This window comes from Paenibacillus aurantiacus (assembly GCF_042431225.1).
In the GTDB taxonomy this organism is placed as follows: Bacteria; Bacillota; Bacilli; order Paenibacillales; family Paenibacillaceae; genus Paenibacillus_Z; species Paenibacillus_Z aurantiacus.
This window is the reverse complement of sequence record NZ_JBHMDO010000015.1, coordinates 134419-150824: the sequence shown is the minus strand read 5'-3', so window position 1 is coordinate 150824 and position 16406 is coordinate 134419. Positions and strand designations below refer to the sequence as shown.

At 63.3% G+C, this 16406-nt stretch carries 13 protein-coding genes; 12 read left to right on the top strand and 1 reads right to left on the bottom strand.

All coding sequences use genetic code 11. From position 1 onward, the window contains the following. Positions 1–37: 37 nt before the first annotated feature. From ACFFSY_RS07490 to ACFFSY_RS07435, 12 genes are all read left to right on the top strand, one after another. The gene (locus ACFFSY_RS07490; protein WP_377492831.1) at positions 38–994 is read left to right on the top strand and encodes a FecCD family ABC transporter permease; all 957 of its coding nucleotides are present in this window, start codon (positions 38–40) and stop codon (positions 992–994) included. Beyond that, positions 991–2058 carry a FecCD family ABC transporter permease gene (locus ACFFSY_RS07485; protein WP_377492243.1) on the top strand — a complete coding sequence of 356 codons (1068 nt, stop codon included), beginning with the start codon at positions 991–993 and terminating at the stop codon, positions 2056–2058. Before ACFFSY_RS07490 ends, ACFFSY_RS07485 begins: the two co-directional genes overlap by 4 nt. Before the next feature lie 210 nt (positions 2059–2268). Next, positions 2269–3636 (top strand): diaminobutyrate--2-oxoglutarate transaminase, encoded by a 1368-nt coding sequence (locus ACFFSY_RS07480; RefSeq protein ID WP_377492240.1) that lies wholly within the window; start codon positions 2269–2271, stop codon positions 3634–3636. After that, the gene (locus ACFFSY_RS07475; protein WP_377492237.1) at positions 3636–5342 is read left to right on the top strand and encodes a pyridoxal phosphate-dependent decarboxylase family protein; all 1707 of its coding nucleotides are present in this window, start codon (positions 3636–3638) and stop codon (positions 5340–5342) included. The genes ACFFSY_RS07480 and ACFFSY_RS07475 overlap by 1 nt, the downstream gene beginning before the upstream one ends. Positions 5343–5387: 45 nt before the next feature. Continuing rightward, positions 5388–7343 (top strand): IucA/IucC family protein, encoded by a 1956-nt coding sequence (locus ACFFSY_RS07470; RefSeq protein ID WP_377492234.1) that lies wholly within the window; start codon positions 5388–5390, stop codon positions 7341–7343. Next, positions 7303–8055 (top strand): GNAT family N-acetyltransferase, encoded by a 753-nt coding sequence (locus ACFFSY_RS07465; protein WP_377492231.1) that lies wholly within the window; start codon positions 7303–7305, stop codon positions 8053–8055. Before ACFFSY_RS07470 ends, ACFFSY_RS07465 begins: the two co-directional genes overlap by 41 nt. Next, complete coding sequence (locus ACFFSY_RS07460) at positions 8052–9614, top strand: lysine N(6)-hydroxylase/L-ornithine N(5)-oxygenase family protein (protein ID WP_446686129.1); 1563 nt, start codon at positions 8052–8054, stop codon at positions 9612–9614. The genes ACFFSY_RS07465 and ACFFSY_RS07460 overlap by 4 nt, the downstream gene beginning before the upstream one ends. Further along, entirely contained in the window at positions 9611–11491 is a 1881-nt protein-coding gene (locus ACFFSY_RS07455) for an IucA/IucC family protein (RefSeq protein ID WP_377492228.1), read from the top strand. Before ACFFSY_RS07460 ends, ACFFSY_RS07455 begins: the two co-directional genes overlap by 4 nt. 72 nt (positions 11492–11563) lie before the next feature. Then, positions 11564–12871, top strand: coding sequence for an AMP-binding protein (locus ACFFSY_RS07450; protein WP_377492225.1), 1308 nt, complete (start codon positions 11564–11566; stop codon positions 12869–12871). Next, on the top strand, positions 12871–13152 hold the full coding sequence (locus ACFFSY_RS07445; protein ID WP_377492222.1) for a phosphopantetheine-binding protein: 282 nt from the start codon (positions 12871–12873) through the stop codon (positions 13150–13152). The genes ACFFSY_RS07450 and ACFFSY_RS07445 overlap by 1 nt, the downstream gene beginning before the upstream one ends. Next, positions 13149–14159: a DUF6005 family protein gene (locus tag ACFFSY_RS07440; RefSeq protein ID WP_377492219.1), complete on the top strand. Its 1011-nt coding sequence runs from the start codon at positions 13149–13151 to the stop codon at positions 14157–14159. Before ACFFSY_RS07445 ends, ACFFSY_RS07440 begins: the two co-directional genes overlap by 4 nt. Next, positions 14156–15031, top strand: a complete 876-nt coding sequence (locus ACFFSY_RS07435) for a sugar phosphate isomerase/epimerase family protein (RefSeq protein ID WP_377492216.1) — start codon at positions 14156–14158, stop codon at positions 15029–15031. Before ACFFSY_RS07440 ends, ACFFSY_RS07435 begins: the two co-directional genes overlap by 4 nt. A gap of 120 nt (positions 15032–15151) precedes the next feature. On the opposite strand, the gene ACFFSY_RS07430 is transcribed toward ACFFSY_RS07435, so the two are convergent. Next, positions 15152–16213 (bottom strand): ABC transporter substrate-binding protein, encoded by a 1062-nt coding sequence (locus ACFFSY_RS07430; protein WP_377492212.1) that lies wholly within the window; start codon positions 16211–16213, stop codon positions 15152–15154. Positions 16214–16406 lie beyond the last annotated feature (193 nt).

Sequence of the window (16406 nt, the reverse complement as noted above, 5' to 3'; positions counted from 1 at the left end):
TTGGAAGACCGCGGGACTTGCAGCCGGCATTGCGCTCATGCTGACATGCATCGCGCTCAGCGTCTTGCTCGGCGCCACGCCGATCCGCTTCGCCGACGCGGTGCAGGCCGTGACGGATTACGACAGCAGCGTCAACGAACAAATCATTGTCCGCACGACCCGGGTTCCCCGCGCGCTGATCGCGGCGGCGATCGGCGCTTGTCTGGCCGTGGCGGGCGCGCTCATGCAGGCGATGACGCGCAATCCGCTCGCGTCGCCAGGGGTGCTTGGCATTAACGCGGCGGCGACGCTCGCCGTCGTCCTGGCCATTACGGTCGTCGGCGTCGGTTCGATGACGGCGCAAGCTTGGGTGTGCTTCGCGGGAGCGGCCGTCGGCGCGGCGATCGTCTACGCGCTCGGCTCCCTCGGCGCCGGCGGGCTGTCGCCCATGCGCATCGTGCTGGCGGGATCGGCGATGACGGCGCTCTTCGCGTCGATGACGCAATGGCTGCTCGTGCTGAACGAGAACGGATTGAACGATGTGCTCTACTGGCTCATGGGCTCCATTGCCGGTCGGCCGATCGACATGCTCGAGGCGGTGAGCCCGTACATGCTGATCGGGCTGTTGGGCTCATTCCTGCTCGCTCGGCAGATTAATATTCTCGTGCTGGGCGATGATGCCGCGAGCGGGCTTGGCCAGCGAACGGCGGCGGTCAGGCTGATCTGCGGCCTCATCATCGTGCTGCTCGCCGGGAGCTCCGTCGCGGTCGCGGGTCCGATCGGGTTCATCGGCATTGTCATTCCCCATATCGCACGCCATCTCGCGGGCATGGATTATCGCTGGCTGCTTCCTTATTCGGCGGTACTGGGCGCGGTGCTGCTGCTGCTCGCCGACTTGGCAGCCCGATTCGTCATCATGCCGCTGGAGGTACCGGCCGGCGTATTGACGGCCGTTATCGGCACGCCATTCTTTATCTACGTAGCCCGGCGGGCAAGGGGGGAGGCCGCGGCATGAAGAGCGCGACCAACAAAGTTCACCCGGCACAGGGATTGGGCCACGCTGTCCCTGCAACCGGGAGCCGCTTCCACAGACGTTCCCTGCTGTGGTTCCTCGGGCTGTCTGCCTTCCTGCTGGCGGCTGCGATCGTAAGCGCGGGCCTGGGGGAGATTCGCATTCCGCCGCTTGACGTGCTGCGCGCGGCGGGCGGAGCGGGACTTGCCGACCATGTCTTGGTCGTGCAGTCGCTGCGGCTGCCGCGAATCGCGATCGCCATGCTGGTCGGCGCCTCGCTGGCTGTAGCCGGCGCGATTCTGCAGGGCGTCGTCCGCAATCCGCTGGCCGCGCCCGATGTCGTCGGCATCAGCGGAGGGGCTTCGCTGGCCGCTTCGGCTTTCCTGACGCTAATTCCAGGCGCTTACAGCATTCAGCTGCTGCCGGTCGCCGCGATGCTCGGAGCAGTCGCCGTATCCTCGATCGTGTACCTGCTTGCCTGGAAGAGGGGGGTGCAGACATTTCGGCTCGTGCTCGTCGGCATCGGCGTCGCGATGCTGATGAATGCGCTGACGACGTTCATGATTATGATGGCGCCTTCGACGTATACGGCCGGCGCGGCTTATTTGTGGTTGACGGGAACGGTGTACGGCACCAGCTGGACGAACGTGCTGACGCTGCTGCCGTGGACGGCGCTCTTCTTGGTCCTGGCGGCCGGGCATGTGCGCCATCTCAACGCCCAGCTGCTGGGCGACGAGCTGGCGGCGGGTATCGGCAGCGCGGTACAGCGAGGGCGGATATCGCTTCTGCTGATCAGCGTCGGCTTGGCGGGATCGGCTATCTCGATGGCGGGGCCAATTGGCTTCGTCGGACTGCTCGCGCCGCATATGGCGCGCAGACTGGTCGGCTCCTTGTCGGGCCGCTTGTTGCCCGTCGCCGGCGTGATTGGCGCGTTGATCGTGCTGCTTGCGGATACGGTCGCCCGTACCGCATTCCTGCCGCACGACATTCCGGCAGGAATTCTGACCTCGGGCATCGGTGCGCCATTCTTCGTCTATTTGCTTTATCGCACGCGCAAATCGCGTTGATCGGCGCGTGAACTCCGCAGGTTTCGGCGTAATCCGATGGCTGCGGAGTTTTTTGTACAATAAGCAAGAAATAAGTCGATTAAGACAGTCCTTTCAAAAGTTTTACAAGAAAAGGTGAAAAAGACGCTTGTAATGATAATGATAATCATTTACAATATCGTTCGAGCATGTATTGATAATTATTCTCAATTGGACTCGGAGGGAATTCATGTGAGCGTAGGCAATGGGCCCTACTTAGATAGTCAACGTCGCAGAGAGTCGAATGCACGGACATACCCGCGCAAAATCCCCGCAGCCTTCGTCTCGGCGAGCGGTCTTCGCGTGAAGGACGCGGACGGCAAAACGTACATGGACTGCCTCCAAGGGGCGGGTACGTTGGCGCTGGGCCATAATCATCCGGTCGTGCTGGAGGCGATGCAAGACGTGCTGGCGAGCGGCCTGCCGCTGCATACGTTGGACCTGACGACGCCGGTGAAGGAGAAGTTCGTGGACGAAGTGTTCAGCCTGCTGCCTGCCCCGCTCGCGGGAAGAGCGAAGATCCAATTCTGCGGCCCGTCCGGCGCGGACGCCGTGGAAGCGGCCGTGAAGCTGGTGAAGACGGCAACCGGGCGACGAACGATGTTCTCCTTCCATGGCGGCTACCACGGCATGACGCATGGCGCGCTCGGGCTGACCGGCAATCTTGGACCGAAGCGGCGCGTGCCCGGTCTGATGGCGGATGTGCATTTCCTCCCCTATCCGTATTCGTACCGCTGCCCGTTCGGTGTCGGCAGCGCGGAAGGCGCGCGGATCGGTTCGCAGTTCATCGAACGGCTGCTGGACGACCCGGAGAGCGGCATCGTCGAAGGGGCGGGGATGATCGTGGAAGCGGTGCAGGGCGAAGGCGGCGTCATCCCATCGCCGGATGAGTGGATGCGCGAGCTGCGCCGCATTACGGCGAAGAGCGGCGTGCCGCTCATGCTGGACGAGGTGCAGACGGGCATCGGCCGCACAGGGGCCATGTTCGCTTTCGAACATTCGGGCATTACGCCGGACGTCGTCATTCTCTCCAAGGCGATTGGCGGCGGCCTGCCGCTGGCTGTCGTCGTATACGACGAGGCGCTGGACGTCTGGGAGCCGGGTTCGCATGCCGGGACGTTCCGCGGCAACCAGTTGGCGATGGCGGCCGGGACGGCGGTTCTCCGCTATGTGCGCGAGAATGGGCTGGCGGATCACGCGGCCGTGCTGGGTGCGGGCATGATGGAGCGGCTGCGCCGGGTGCAGGCGGATGCCGGCTGCATCGGCGATGTGCGCGGCAGAGGACTCATGATCGGCGTGGAAATCGTCGATCCGCACGGCGCGCGCGATTCGCTCGGCAGCTACCCGGCGCATCCGGCGCTCGCCAAGGCGATCCAGCAGGGCTGCCTGCGACGCGGGCTTATTCTGGAGCTGGGCGGCCGTCATGGCAGCGTCGTCCGGTTCCTCCCGCCGCTCATTGTGACGGACGAGGAGCTGGAGGCGATCGCGGAGATCTTCTATGACGCGGTGCGGGAAGCGGAGCGCGCCTATATCGGACGATTGGAAGAGGTGCAAGCGTAATGCAAGAACGAGAAGGCGGCCGCGTCGGGGATGCTTACAGCCCGGCCGCTTGGGAAGGACCGGGTGTCGAACAAGCAGGGGCGTCCGCAGAAGCGATTCTGGGGGAGCGGGCGGAGCTAGAGCATGTACAGGAGCAGGAGCAGGAGGATGAGGCGGGACGGTTCGAGGGCTTGTTCCTGAACGAGTCTCCATACAGTCAGCATCTGTACCGGGATGTGATGCGCAAAGCGGGCGACGTGCTTATTCGCGAATTCGCCGCGAAGAAACAGCCGTATAGCGGGGAGACGCCGCAGCGGCTGCGCGAGCTGCTCGAAGGAAGCGAGATCGGGCCGCGGGAGCCAGCCGAGGATTGGAAGGCGCTTTTCGATGAGATCGGCGCAGACGTGCTTCGCCATAGCGCTATCGTGACCCATCCGGCCTGCGCGGCTCACCTTCACTGCCCGCCGCTTCTGGCGACGCTCGCGGCCGAGGCGTGGATCTCGGCGATGAACCAGTCGATGGATTCGTGGGATCAGAGCATGTCGGGCACGATGCTCGAGGAAGCGGTCGTCGCATGGCTGCGCGAGCTTTTCCGTCTCCCGGCAGGGGCGGACGGAGTCTTCACTAGCGGGGGGACGCAGTCGAATTTCATGGGGCTGCTGCTGGCGCGCAATCATTTTGCCAGCTCGCGCTGGGGATGGAACGTGCAGCACAAGGGCTTGCCGCTGGCGGCGGGCCGGATGCGCATTCTGTGCTCGGAGGCGGCGCACTTCACGGTGAAGCAATCGGCGGCGCTGTTGGGTCTCGGGGAGCACGCGGTCGTCACCGTCCCGTGCGACGAGCGGCGCCGGATGAGTCCGGACGCGCTGCTTGGACGGCTGGCTCAGATGAAAGCGGCCGATCTTATCCCGATCGCGATCGTCGCGACGGCTGGCACGACTGATTACGGCAGCATTGATCCATTGCCGGAGATTGCGGTGATCGCCGAGGAGCACGGGCTGTGGTTCCACGTCGATGCGGCCTACGGCGGCGCGCTTGCGCTGAGCGACTTGCACGCCGGCCGGCTTGAGGGACTGGAACGCGCCGACTCGGTCACGGTTGATTTTCATAAAGGCTTCTACCAACCGGTCAGCTGCGGCGCCTTCCTCGTGCGCGAGGGGGAGCGGCTGCAGACGATCCGGCTCCATGCGGATTACTTGAATCCCGAGGAAGACGAGGAGGAGGGCGTGCCGAATCTGGTCGTCAAGTCAGTGCAGACGACGAGGCGCTTCGACGCGTTGAAGCTGTATGTCTCGCTTCGGTATTACGGGCGTCGGACGTTCGGAGACATGGTCGATCATACGATTCGCACCGCCGCCGGCACAGCCCGCCTAATCGAACGGGAGGCGAAGCTTGCGCTCATGGCCGAGCCGGAGCTGGGCACCGTTGTGTTCCGGTACATACCGGATGGCGAGGACGGAGAACTGGCGGATGCGGTTAATGCGGGGATACGCGCCCGCCTGCTGGAGGAAGGTTCGTGCATACTCGCCCGAACGCGCGTGAATGGGCGCTTGTGCTTGAAGTTGACGATTCTGAATCCGCTGACTACGCTAGCGCACACGGCGCGGATGCTCGAGCTGGTCGTGTTCGCCGGAGAGCGGCTGGAGAGCGATTCTGCGGGCGAAGCGCAAGGTGCGCGAGCGCAGCTCGCCGATCATGGCGGCGGGCATGCCAAGGTGTTGACATAGAACGGCGACAGCCGATTCGACTGATCATTTGTTAAGAGGTGACCTATGAAATTATCGAAGCTGCAAGCGAAAGAAGCGGCGGGCCACGCCGCCATGCAAACGCTGCTGAATTGTTATATTCGGGAGACTGGACAGGGCGAGTTCCGCGTGCAGGAGGACTGCGAGGCGGGAGAGTCCCAATACCAATTGTCGAGCGCGGAAGCCGGTGACGATCAACGTGCGGCAAACGCTATCGGGGCACACGCGGGGGATACGGATCGCGCGGAACATGCGCCTGATAGCCGGGGGCATGACGGCAGCCTCGAGAAGCTGGTGCTCCGGCTTGCGCGTCAAGCGGTCACTGTTCACGCAAGCGTGACGTACAAATCGCCGACGGGTCGCCACCTGTTCGGCTCTCCGATCCGGATCGCGGCAGACGGCGCTGAGCCGTACCCGGCGGATTACGTGTCGCTGGCCGCGCTGCTGACGAAGGAGATCGCGCTCGAATTCGGCCAAGCCGGCCAAGCCGACGAGCTGATGCTCCGCATTATTCAAAGCTGCCGCAACGTCGAAGAATTCGCCTGGGCGCGATCGGGCGACAGCGACAAGCTGTATGGTCCGGACGCCGATTACATCGACGCGGAACAAGCGCTTGTCTTCGGCCATCTGCTGCATCCGACGCCGAAGAGCCGTCAAGGCATTCCGGAGGCGGATAACGCGGTGTATTCGCCTGAGCTTGGCGGATCGTTCCAGCTGCATTATTTCCGCGCGCACCACTCGCTGGTGGTGCAGGGTTCGGCGCTGGTCGCGCCGGCAGCGGAGCTGATTCTCTCCGAGCTGCGGGGCGATCCGCAGGTGAATCAGGAGTGGCTTGCCGCGCACGCGTCTTCCGACGAGTGGGCGCTTCTGCCTGTCCATCCGCTGCAGGCGGATTGGCTATTGGCGCAATCGAACGTGCGCAGCGCGATCGCGGCGGGCAACCTTCAATATTTGGGCGCGGCGGGCAGCCCGTATCAGGCGACCTCGTCGCTGCGGACCGTCTACCGCAACGATGCGCGCTTCATGTATAAGCTGTCGATCCCGGTCAAGGTGACGAACTCGCTGCGGGTGAACAAATACAAGGAGCTGGAGCGCGGCGTGGAAGTGAAACGGCTGCTAGAGACGGAGGTCGGCCGCGTCCGGGAGGAGTACGAAGGCTTCGATATTATCGCCGATCCGGCGTTCATCACGCTGCGCCTGACGGACGGCGAGGACGAATCGGGCTTCGAGCTCGTCCTGCGCGACAATCCGTTCCGATGGCAGGCGTCGCGCGGCGCTTCGCCGGTGGCGGCGCTCGTGCAGGATCCGCTGCCGGGCGAGCGCTCGAAGCTTGCCGTCATCATCGCGAGCATCGCGCAGCGCGAGGGACGCCCGCTTGCCGAGGTGAGCGCCGACTGGTTCGACCGCTACCTTGACATCTCGCTCAAGCCGATGGTTCGCCTCTATATGAGATGGGGCATCGCGCTGGAAGCACATCAACAGAATAGCGTGGTCCAGCTCGAAGACGGATACCCGCGACGGTTCTATTACCGGGATAACCAAGGCTATTACTTCTGCAAATCGACGGAAGCGCTGCTCGCGCAGCAGCTGCCGGGCATCGGCGAAGCGAGCCAGACGGTGTGCGACGACGCGATCGCCGACGAGCGCTTCCGGTACTATTTGATCTTCAACCATATGTTCGGGCTGATCAACGGCTTCGGCGCCGCAGGGCTGATCGACGAACGGGTGCTGCTCGGCAAGTTGCGCGCCGCGCTTGAGGCGTTCGTGCCTGAGAACCGGGAGCCATCCGTGTTCTTGGCTACGCTGCTGCATGACGAGCAGCTGCCGTGCAAGGCGAACCTGCTGACGCGCCTGCACGACATGGATGAATTGGTCGGTTCGCTCGATACGCAGTCCGTCTATGTCATCGTGCCGAACCCGCTCGTGAAGGAGGTGGCCGTCCATGCCGAGCAAGGAGGCGCAGCTGCTGCCATCACAGTCTAAGCCGATGGAGACAAGGGACGTCGGAGAGACGATGCAGAATCGGGCGGGAGCGCTCGCCGGGACTGCGAGCGTATCCGGTCAAGCTGCGGACGCGGTAATTAGCACGGACGGGAGCGGGATGTCGGCAGGCGAAAGGGGGACGGATGGCGAGGCTGTCGCCTATGAAGAGTGGCATGCCGGCATCGGCCGCACGATCAGCTTCCGCCGGGTGACGATGGAGGCGGATTTCGAACGTCTGCACGCGTGGCATCGCGAGCCGCATGTCGTGCCGTTCTGGCAGCTGGCGATTCCGGAAGAGAAGTATCGGGCCCATCTGGAGGCATTCCTGGCGGATACCCACCAGACGTTGTACATCGGCATGCTGGACGGCGAACCAATGAGCTATTTCGAATCGTATTGGGCGGAGCGCGACGTGCTGGCCGGCGCTTATGAGGCCGAGTCGGGCGATCAGGGCATTCACTTGTTGATCGGGCCGCCTGCTTATTTGGGCAAAGGTTATGCCGCGCCGCTGCTTCAGGCGATGATGCGGCTGCAGCTTCGCGAACGCGCGACCAGCCGTCTCGTCGCGGAGCCGGATGCGCGAAACGCCAAAATGATACATATTTTCGAGCAGTGCGGCTATGCGTTCTTGCGCCATATCGAGCTGCCGGACAAAACGGCCGCGCTCATGATCGCGGAGCGAAGCCGGGCGGAGGAGTTGTTGAACCGATGAGCGAGCAAACGCAGATCTACGATATCGTCGGCATCGGCATCGGGCCGTTCAATCTCGGCCTCGCGGCGCTGCTGGACCCGCTGCCGGACGTGAAGGCGCTCTTCCTGGACCGCAAGCCGACGTTCTCCTGGCATCCGGGCATGCTGCTGGACGGCACGACGCTGCAGGTGCCGTTTCTGGCTGATCTGGTCACAATGGCAGATCCGACGAATCCGTACAGCTTCCTGAACTACTTGAAGGAGCATGGACGGCTGTATGCCTTCTACTTCTATGAGCGGTTCCACATCCCGCGCCGGGAGTACGATGCCTATTGCCGGTGGGCCGCAGAGCGGATCGCTTCGTGCCGGTTCGGCGTTGAAGTGACACAAGTGAGCGCCGTGACGGAGGCAGAGTTGGAGGCGGCCGGGAGCGAGGCGGCGAGACGGGGCGGTTCCGTGCCGGTCGCTAGCCGCGCTATGGTGCCGACGCTTGCGGTCGCGGGCGTTGGCAACGAACACGGCAAGGTCGCAGACGTCGGCATCGAGCACGTCGGCAAGGTCGCGGGCGTCGGCAACGAAGACCGCCGTACGGACACGGGAGCGTCTGTTTCTGGGAATCGCTCCGATCCAGATGCCACGCGCGAGCTGTACCGTATCGAGACGGTTGGCAGCGTCGGTCAACCCCGCGTCTACTATGCGCGCAATCTGGCCCTAGGCGTCGGCAGCGTGCCGCACGTCGGAGAGGCATTCGAGCCGTATCTGCGGGAAGGAAGCGTGTTTCATTCGGCGCAATTTGGCGACAGGCTGGAGCAATGTCGTCAGGCGCGGTCGGTCACGGTCGTCGGCTCTGGGCAGAGCGCGGCCGAAGTGTTCCTGCACCTGCTGAACGGGCAGGCGGAATGCGGATACCGGCTGGATTGGCTGACCCGGTCGCCGGGATTCTTCCCGATGGAATATTCGAAGCTGGGGCTGGAGCATTTCTCGCCAGACTATACGTCGTACTTCTACAATCTTCCGCCGGCGCGGAAGGACGAGGTGCGGAGCAAGCAGCATCTGCTGTACAAAGGCATCAGCGCGGGGACGATCGCGGATATTTACGACCGGCTGTACGAGCTGACCGTGGACGGGGGACGACCGGACATAAAGCTGCTCGCCCATGTCGACGTTCAGGCCATCGAGCCGCTGGCGGGCGGCGGGCCGGGGTATCGTCTGTCCTGCCGCCACACAGAACAAGACCGCGCGTTCGAGCACGAGACGGAGCTGGTCATACTGGCGACCGGCTACGCTCACCCGGTGCCGGGCTTCTTGGAGCCGCTGCGGGAACGTATCCGCTGGGATGCCCAAGGCCGCTTCGAGGTTGAGCCGGACTACCGGCTGCAGTTGAACGGCGAAGGCGGCGGCCGGATTTATATACAGAACGGGGAGCTCCATTCGCACGGCGTCGGCGCGCCGGATCTTGGGCTTGGCGCGCATCGAAGCAGCGTCATTATCAACAGCTTGACAGGCCGGGACGTCTACCCGGTGCGAGAGCGCAACGTCTTCCAACAATTCGGAGTCGCAAGCGGGAGGGAAGAAGGATGACGGAACACGCGGAGGGGATAGACCTCCGGCTGGCGGAAGCCGTAAGCTCGGAGGTCTATGCGCAGGTGAGGACGCGAATATTCCGGCAGCTGCTCGAATCCTTCATCTTCGAGCGGGTCGCGCCGGTGGAGTCGATCCAGATGCGGGAGGAAACGCTGTTCATCCTGCATGGCCGCGACGAGGGCGGTCTTCCGGTTACGTACAACTGCCGGGGCGGACGCCGCTTGACGTTCGGCCGCGTTCGGCTGAACGCGGCGCCGGTACAGCGCATATCGCGGGAAGGCAAGCGGGATGCGGTCTGCCTGCGGCGGTTTTTGCGCGAGGTCGCGGCCGGGGCGGGCGCCGACCCGGCGAAGCTGAGCTCGTTCGCCGAGGAGCTGGAGCGGACGCTGCTGCATGACGCGATCGCCCAATACGAACGGCAGCGCGAAGGGCATGCGATGGAAGGTAGCTACGACGAACTAGAGACGATGGCGATGGATGGCCACCCGTATCACCCGAGCTACAAATCCCGTATCGGCTTCTCGCCCGAGGACCAGCTGGCTTACGGGCCGGAGTTCGGTCCGCTGCTGCGTCCGGTGTGGATCGCGGTGCGCCTGAAAGATGCGGCCTTCGGAATTGCGGCCGGCGAATCATTCGAGGCGTTATGGCGTTCCGAGCTGGGGGCGGAACGGTTGGCTGAATTCGAGGCGCCGCTCGCGGGAAGAGGGCTGACGCTGGCGGAGGTCGCGCTCTTGCCGGTGCATCCATGGCAATGGCGCAACGCCGTGATCCCGCGGATGCAGGAGGAGCTGCGCGAAGGGCGCATCATCCCGCTCGGGCCGGGCGGGGACCTATACCGCCCCCAGCAGTCGATCCGGACGCTGCATAACGCATCGCGTCCGGCTAAGCCGTCCGTGAAGCTGGCCATGACGCTGCTGAATACGTCGGCGTACCGGCACATCGAGCCATATTATGCGAAAGTCGCGCCGGCAATCTCCGAATGGCTGCAGCGCACCGTCGATCGCGATCCGTACCTTCGGGATGACGCCGAGGTCGTGCTGCTCCGCGAATTCGCGGGCGTCGGCTATGAGCCGAAGGAGACGCGAGAAGGCGGGCAGGGGCCGAATGGTGGAAGCATGGCGTCCGAAGGCATGCTGGCCTGTATTTGGCGGGATGCTCTGGGTGGCCATCTGCGCGTGGACGAGAGCGGCGCGCCTTTCCATGCGCTATCCGCTTACGACCCGATCGCAGGGCGCCTCTTCATCGCCCCGTGGCTTGCGAAGCACGGCGCGGAGCGGTGGCTGCGGGCGCTGTTCGAGCGGTGCGTGCTGCCGGTGGCGCATCTGGCGCTGGCGCATGGCATCGGGCTGGAATCCCATGCCCAGAACATGGCGCTCATCCATCGGGATGGTTGGCCGGTACGGGTAGCGCTGAAGGATTTTCACGAGGACGCGATGTTCTACCGGCCGCTGCTGTCCGCGGACGATGCCCCCGATTTCGAGGCGATCCACCCGGCGTTCGGAGAGGGCGCCTGGTTCGAGCAGCGCGAAGCCGCGCCGATCCGGTATTTGCTGCTCGGCGCGTTGTACGGCATCAATCTGGGCGAGCTGGCCATGGTGCTGGCCGATCACGGCGTCGTGCGCGAGGCGCGTTTCTGGCAGATTGCCGCCGAGACGCTGAGCGACCATATCGAGCGCCATCCGGAGCTTAGGCCTCGGCTAGCGCTGCTCGACCCGTTCGCCGAGACGACCCGCTTGGAGCAGCTGACGAAGAAACGGCTGTTCCGCGCGGAGCCGGGGACGCTGATGCACGAAGTCGCAAATCCGCTGCATGCGGCAATGCAGGAGATTCGTTCGGCGGAGCGGCAGGCGCGAAATAGAGAAGATCTCGGATAGGCGAAATAGAGACGATCACGGATACGCGAAATAGAGACGTTCGTGGATACGCGAAAGAGGAGAGAAGAACGGATGTTAACGATTAATCGGGAGGAAGTGGGCCAAGCGGGCATCGAAGCTAGGCTGCGCGACGTCCACGGGCTTGTGCCGCTTGCCGGCATGCAAGGCAAGCGCGCAGCGGTCTGCCTCAGGGAGCCGCTCGACGTGCTTGCCGCCGTGCAGGCGCTGCGGTCCGCGGATATCTCGGTGCTGCTCATGCACGGAGATACGCCGCTTGCGGCGGCGTCCACAGCCGCTGCGGATGCGGGCTGCGAACTGCTGTTGTGGGGTTCGCTTCAGGACTCCAGGCGGATTCGGCCGACGGCCGGCGTACCGGAAGCTGATGACGGCAGGGGAGGTTCGGAGGAGCCGTCGCTGCTGCAGTACAGCTCAGGCACGACTGGCGGACCGAAGCTCATTCGCCGCGCCTGGACCGACGTCGATCTAGAGATCGCAGCCTACAACGATGCGCTCGGCGAGGCAGCCGAATGCCGACCGGTGGTTCTGGCGCCGGTGTCGCATTCTTACGGCCTCATCTGCGGCGTGCTCGCCGCCATGAAACGCGGGATCGCGCCGAGCGTGGTTACGAACGCGAATCCGAAATTCGCGCTGAAGGTCATCGAAGAGACGCCGGCACACCTCGTCTACGGCGTGCCGCTGCTGTTTCATGTGATGACCGGCCTAGGCGGCCGGTTTAATCGGGTCATCAGCTCGGGCGCGCCGCTGCCCGGCCCGCTGTTCGAGACGCTGCGCGCGCGTTCGGCGCATGTCATGCAGCAATATGGCTGCACGGAAGCCGGCTGCATCTCGGTCGCCCGCTCGATGCGCGCGGGATCGGATCTGGGCGAGCTGCTTGGCTCGTGGCACCTGGAAGGCGAAGCGGGCCAAGCGTCCAAGGAGGAGCCGGCGGAGATCGTCGTCGCCCGCGGGCTGGACGGTCGCCGAATCGCGACCGGAGATCTGGGCTATGCGGAGGACGGCCATTTGTTCTACGCCGCGCGCATGGACGACGTGATCAACGTCGGCGGACTGAAAGTATTCCCGCTCGAGGTGGAGGAGCGCATCGCTGCTTTCCCTGGCGTGAAGGAGGCGGTCGTCTATCGCGGCGTCCATCCCGTTATGGGCGAATCGGTGCGGGCAAAGGTCGTCTGGTCGCCATCGGGCGCGGTCGGCGTGCCGAGTCCGCAGGGACTGGCCGACGATCTCCGCGCCTGGTGCCGCGAAGGGCTGCCTGCTTACAAAGTGCCGGCTTCGATCGATCTTGTCGATTCACTGCCCCGTACGACGACGGGCAAAATCAGCCGCCGATATATCGAACAAACGGAAAGGGGAGGCCATTGATGAACGACGCGCGTGAACAGCTGCGCGGCCAAGTGGCCGCGCTGATGCGCGAGAAGCTGGAGCTCCGGCTTCCGCAGACGCTCGAGGATACGCTGCGTATTAATGAAGACTTGCGGATCGATTCGATCACGCTGCTGCAGCTGATCGTCCATATTGAAGCCACGCTCGGACTGCGGGTGCCGGAGGAGGAAGTGGACGCCAAGGCGTTCGCCACGGTCGGTTCGCTGCTCGATTTCATCGGCCGGCTTGCGCCTCTGGCTGGAGAGGCGGCGCGGCCATGATCAAGGTGCATTGTCTGGTCAGCTGCCTGTGCGAAATTATCAAACGCCGCGGGAAGGTCGATCAGCCGCCGCACGATTTAAGTCTTGACCACCGGCCGTATTATCTCGGCGTATGGGACTCGGCTTTCGACGTGACGGAGCAAGGCGCCATTACCTATTATTCCGCGCGCACGAGCCATGATCATTTCATCGACTGGTACCGGCGGTTCTTCGGCATCGCGGTTGCGGAATGGTACGATTACGACCGGCCGAAGTCCGACAACTTGGCGGCGTTCACCGAGCTGGTAGACAATTTGAGCGAGCATCAGCATGTCATTGTGCAGATCGACATGTCGCTCATGCCCGAGCGGGAGAACAAATTCGCGCAGAAGCCGTTCCCCCATTTCCTCATGATCTACAAAACGGACGATCCCGACGAGTGGTTCATGTTCGATCCGGATTTCCGGTGGGAGGGCCGCATGCCCAAAGCGCGGGTCGTCGAGGCGTTCATGGGCAATGCCGACGGTGGAGGCTATCTCGTCGATTCCTCGCGCATGCTGCCGCCGACGCCGCAGGTCATCGCCGCGCTGTACGAGGAGACGATGCGCAAGGACGCGAACGAGCTGACGGCACGGCTGCGCGATATCGTCATCAGCATGGCGGAGGGGACGGGCGGACGCGATCTATCCATGCTGCTGCCGGCGGTCAAGCAGCTCAATATTATCGTGATCCGCAAATACAGCTACGACTACGCGCTCATGTTCTTCCGCGATCAGCTCGGCCTGCCGGAAGAGAACTACGAGGCTTGGTGCCAACAAATCCGCGATCTGGTGCAGGTGTTTAACTCGGTTCAATATTTAGCCATTAAATGCTCGATGACCGGCAGCCGGGAGCATCTACCGCAAATCATGGCGTATCTGGATCAGGCTGACGCGATCGAATTCGCGATCAAGGCGGAGATCGACCGGCAGTACCGGCTATGGAAAGCGGCGGTGCTGCGTCCAGCCGAGGAAGCGGGGGCGCGATGAGACTCTCGCTCTGCACGATTTCGTTCCGGCATCAGCTGGTCTCCTTCGAACGGCTGGTCGAGTTCGCATGCCGGCAGCGGTTCGATGGCATCGAGCTGTGGGGGGCGCATGCAGCGGCCTTGGCCGGCAGCGAGCGCGAGCGCACGAGCCGCCAGCTGGCGATCATGCACAGCCGGGGGTTACGCGTGACGATGTTAAGCGATTACCTGGATATCGCGGACGAGGCGCGATTCGAGGCGACGGAGCGGAAGCTGCATCGGCTCGCGGCGCTCGCCCGGTGGTATGGAACCGACCGGATTCGCACGTTCGCCAGCTCCAAGCCGAGCGCGGACGTGACGGAGCGGGAGCGAGAAGCGTACGCGGGAAGGCTGCGGAAGCTATGCAGTATTTGCGGCGAATATGGCCTGCAGCTGCTGACCGAGACGCACCCGAACACCTTGTCGGACAATCTCGCCTCCACGCTGCGGCTGTTGGACGAGGTGGATCACCCGCGGTTCGGCGTCAATTTGGACTTCCTTCACCTGTGGGAGGCGGGCGACGATCCGCTGGCGTCCTATGAGGCGCTCAAGCCGAAGGTCGGCCATTTTCATATGAAAAACGTCGTCTCTGCCGATCGCCTCACGGTCTTCGCGCCCGATCAGGTGTACGCGCCGAGCGGTAGCCGCGAAGGGATGGTGCCGCTCTCGCAGGGCGCGCTGGACTATGCGCCGATTTTGGAGGCAATCCGGGACTCGGAGCTGTTCGCATCGCTGGAGTGGTTCGGCGGCGAGCCGTTCCGGGTGCTGGAGGAGGATCGCGGCTGGATCGAAGCCGTATGCGGCTCCGGGGCTATGCGAGCCCCGTACTGGACAGTGTCCGGCGCTGGCATCTAGCCGGCACCGGACGGGACAGGAGTGGGGGCGATAATAAGCCTGCCTGGCAGCTGCCGGGCGGGTCATACAAGAAGAGCTGCTTTCCCGTCTTGGACGGAGAAGCAGCTCTTTTTTGCCGATTTATTTTTGCAAGCCGTAGATGTCGTAAAGTTCGTCCAGCATCAGGTTGGCCGCTTTGATGCCGCCCGCCGTGTTCCAGATCGCGTCGCTCACTTTGTACGCTTGGCCGTTCTTCACGGCGCCGAGGCTTTTCCAGAGCGGGTCGCCTGTCCACTCGGTCTCGGTCTGGCTTGCTTTGCCGTCGCCGGTCTCGTACGTGAAGTAGAAGATGCGGTCCGCGTCGGCTTCGGGCAGACGCTCTTTCGTGATTTCGTCGACGAACGTGTCTTTCGCGTTCTTCGTCATTTCGGTACGGGCAAGGCCCAGCTTGCCGAATAGCAGACCGGAGAACGTGTTCGTGTGGTACACACGCGTTTTGCCGTCCATGAAGCGAATGACGGAGACCGTCTCGTTCACTTTGTCCCCGGCTTTTGTCTTGAAGTCCGCGATACGCGTATCGAACGCCGCCAGCAGCGCGTCGCCTTCCGCCGTTTTGCCCAGCGCTTCGGCGTAAAGCTTGAAGTTGTTCTGCCATTCGCCGCGCAGATCCTCGGACATGACCGTAGGCGCGATGGCCTTGAGCTGCTCGTATACTTTCTCTTGGCGCATTTTGTTGCCGATGATCAGATCCGGCTGCAAGCCCGCGATCACTTCGAGGTTCGGCTGGCTCTCCTCGCCTACTTCGGTGACGCCTTCCATCTCGGCTTTGATATGATCGTACCATGGGGAGCCCGTCCACGATTTCACCGCGCCGACCGGCTTAACGCCGAGCGCGAGCAGCGCTTCCGTACCTTCGTTCGTCAGGATGACGACTTTCGTCGGCGTGCCTGTGATTGTCGTCTCGCCCATCGCGTGCTTGATGACGCGCGTCGCGGCGCTGTCCGCAGCCGCGTTTGCCGATTCGTCTCCGCCAGCGGCTTTCTCGCCGCTTGCGGACGTATTATTGGAAGCCGCATTATTTGTTGCCGCCGCGTTCGTGCCGTTATTGCCGTCCTTGGAACCGCAACCGGCCATCACGACGACGAGAATAAGCGCCATGAGACCGAATAGTAGCGTGCGGCTGCGTTTTGGAATGGATATCATGTTGCAAGTCAACTCCTAAATAGGTTAGTGTGAGAATCATTATCAGTACAGTAACCTACTATAACGGGGCATGGTACCGGTGTCAATGAAAAAATGAGAACGATTCTCAAAATCATTGACACCCGGAAGCGGCTTCCTCTACAATTCTACATGAACCTTGCGGGCTTCCTACAGTCGCGCGACTCTGACATCA

Excerpts from the sequence above, each read along its gene's own strand:
- ACFFSY_RS07485 (WP_377492243.1), top strand. The coding sequence starts at position 991 with ATGAAGAGCGCGACCAACAAAGTTCACCCGGCACAGGGATTGGGCCAC.
- ACFFSY_RS07460 (WP_446686129.1), top strand. The coding sequence starts at position 8,052 with ATGAGCGAGCAAACGCAGATCTACGATATCGTCGGCATCGGCATCGGG.
- ACFFSY_RS07465 (WP_377492231.1), top strand. The coding sequence starts at position 7,303 with ATGCCGAGCAAGGAGGCGCAGCTGCTGCCATCACAGTCTAAGCCGATG.
- ACFFSY_RS07445 (WP_377492222.1), top strand. The coding sequence starts at position 12,871 with ATGAACGACGCGCGTGAACAGCTGCGCGGCCAAGTGGCCGCGCTGATG.
- ACFFSY_RS07430 (WP_377492212.1), bottom strand. The coding sequence starts at position 16,213 with ATGATATCCATTCCAAAACGCAGCCGCACGCTACTATTCGGTCTCATG.
- ACFFSY_RS07455 (WP_377492228.1), top strand. The coding sequence starts at position 9,611 with ATGACGGAACACGCGGAGGGGATAGACCTCCGGCTGGCGGAAGCCGTA.
- ACFFSY_RS07440 (WP_377492219.1), top strand. The coding sequence starts at position 13,149 with ATGATCAAGGTGCATTGTCTGGTCAGCTGCCTGTGCGAAATTATCAAA.
- ACFFSY_RS07475 (WP_377492237.1), top strand. The coding sequence starts at position 3,636 with ATGCAAGAACGAGAAGGCGGCCGCGTCGGGGATGCTTACAGCCCGGCC.
- ACFFSY_RS07435 (WP_377492216.1), top strand. The coding sequence starts at position 14,156 with ATGAGACTCTCGCTCTGCACGATTTCGTTCCGGCATCAGCTGGTCTCC.
- ACFFSY_RS07490 (WP_377492831.1), top strand. The coding sequence starts at position 38 with ATGCTGACATGCATCGCGCTCAGCGTCTTGCTCGGCGCCACGCCGATC.
- ACFFSY_RS07470 (WP_377492234.1), top strand. The coding sequence starts at position 5,388 with ATGAAATTATCGAAGCTGCAAGCGAAAGAAGCGGCGGGCCACGCCGCC.
- ACFFSY_RS07450 (WP_377492225.1), top strand. The coding sequence starts at position 11,564 with ATGTTAACGATTAATCGGGAGGAAGTGGGCCAAGCGGGCATCGAAGCT.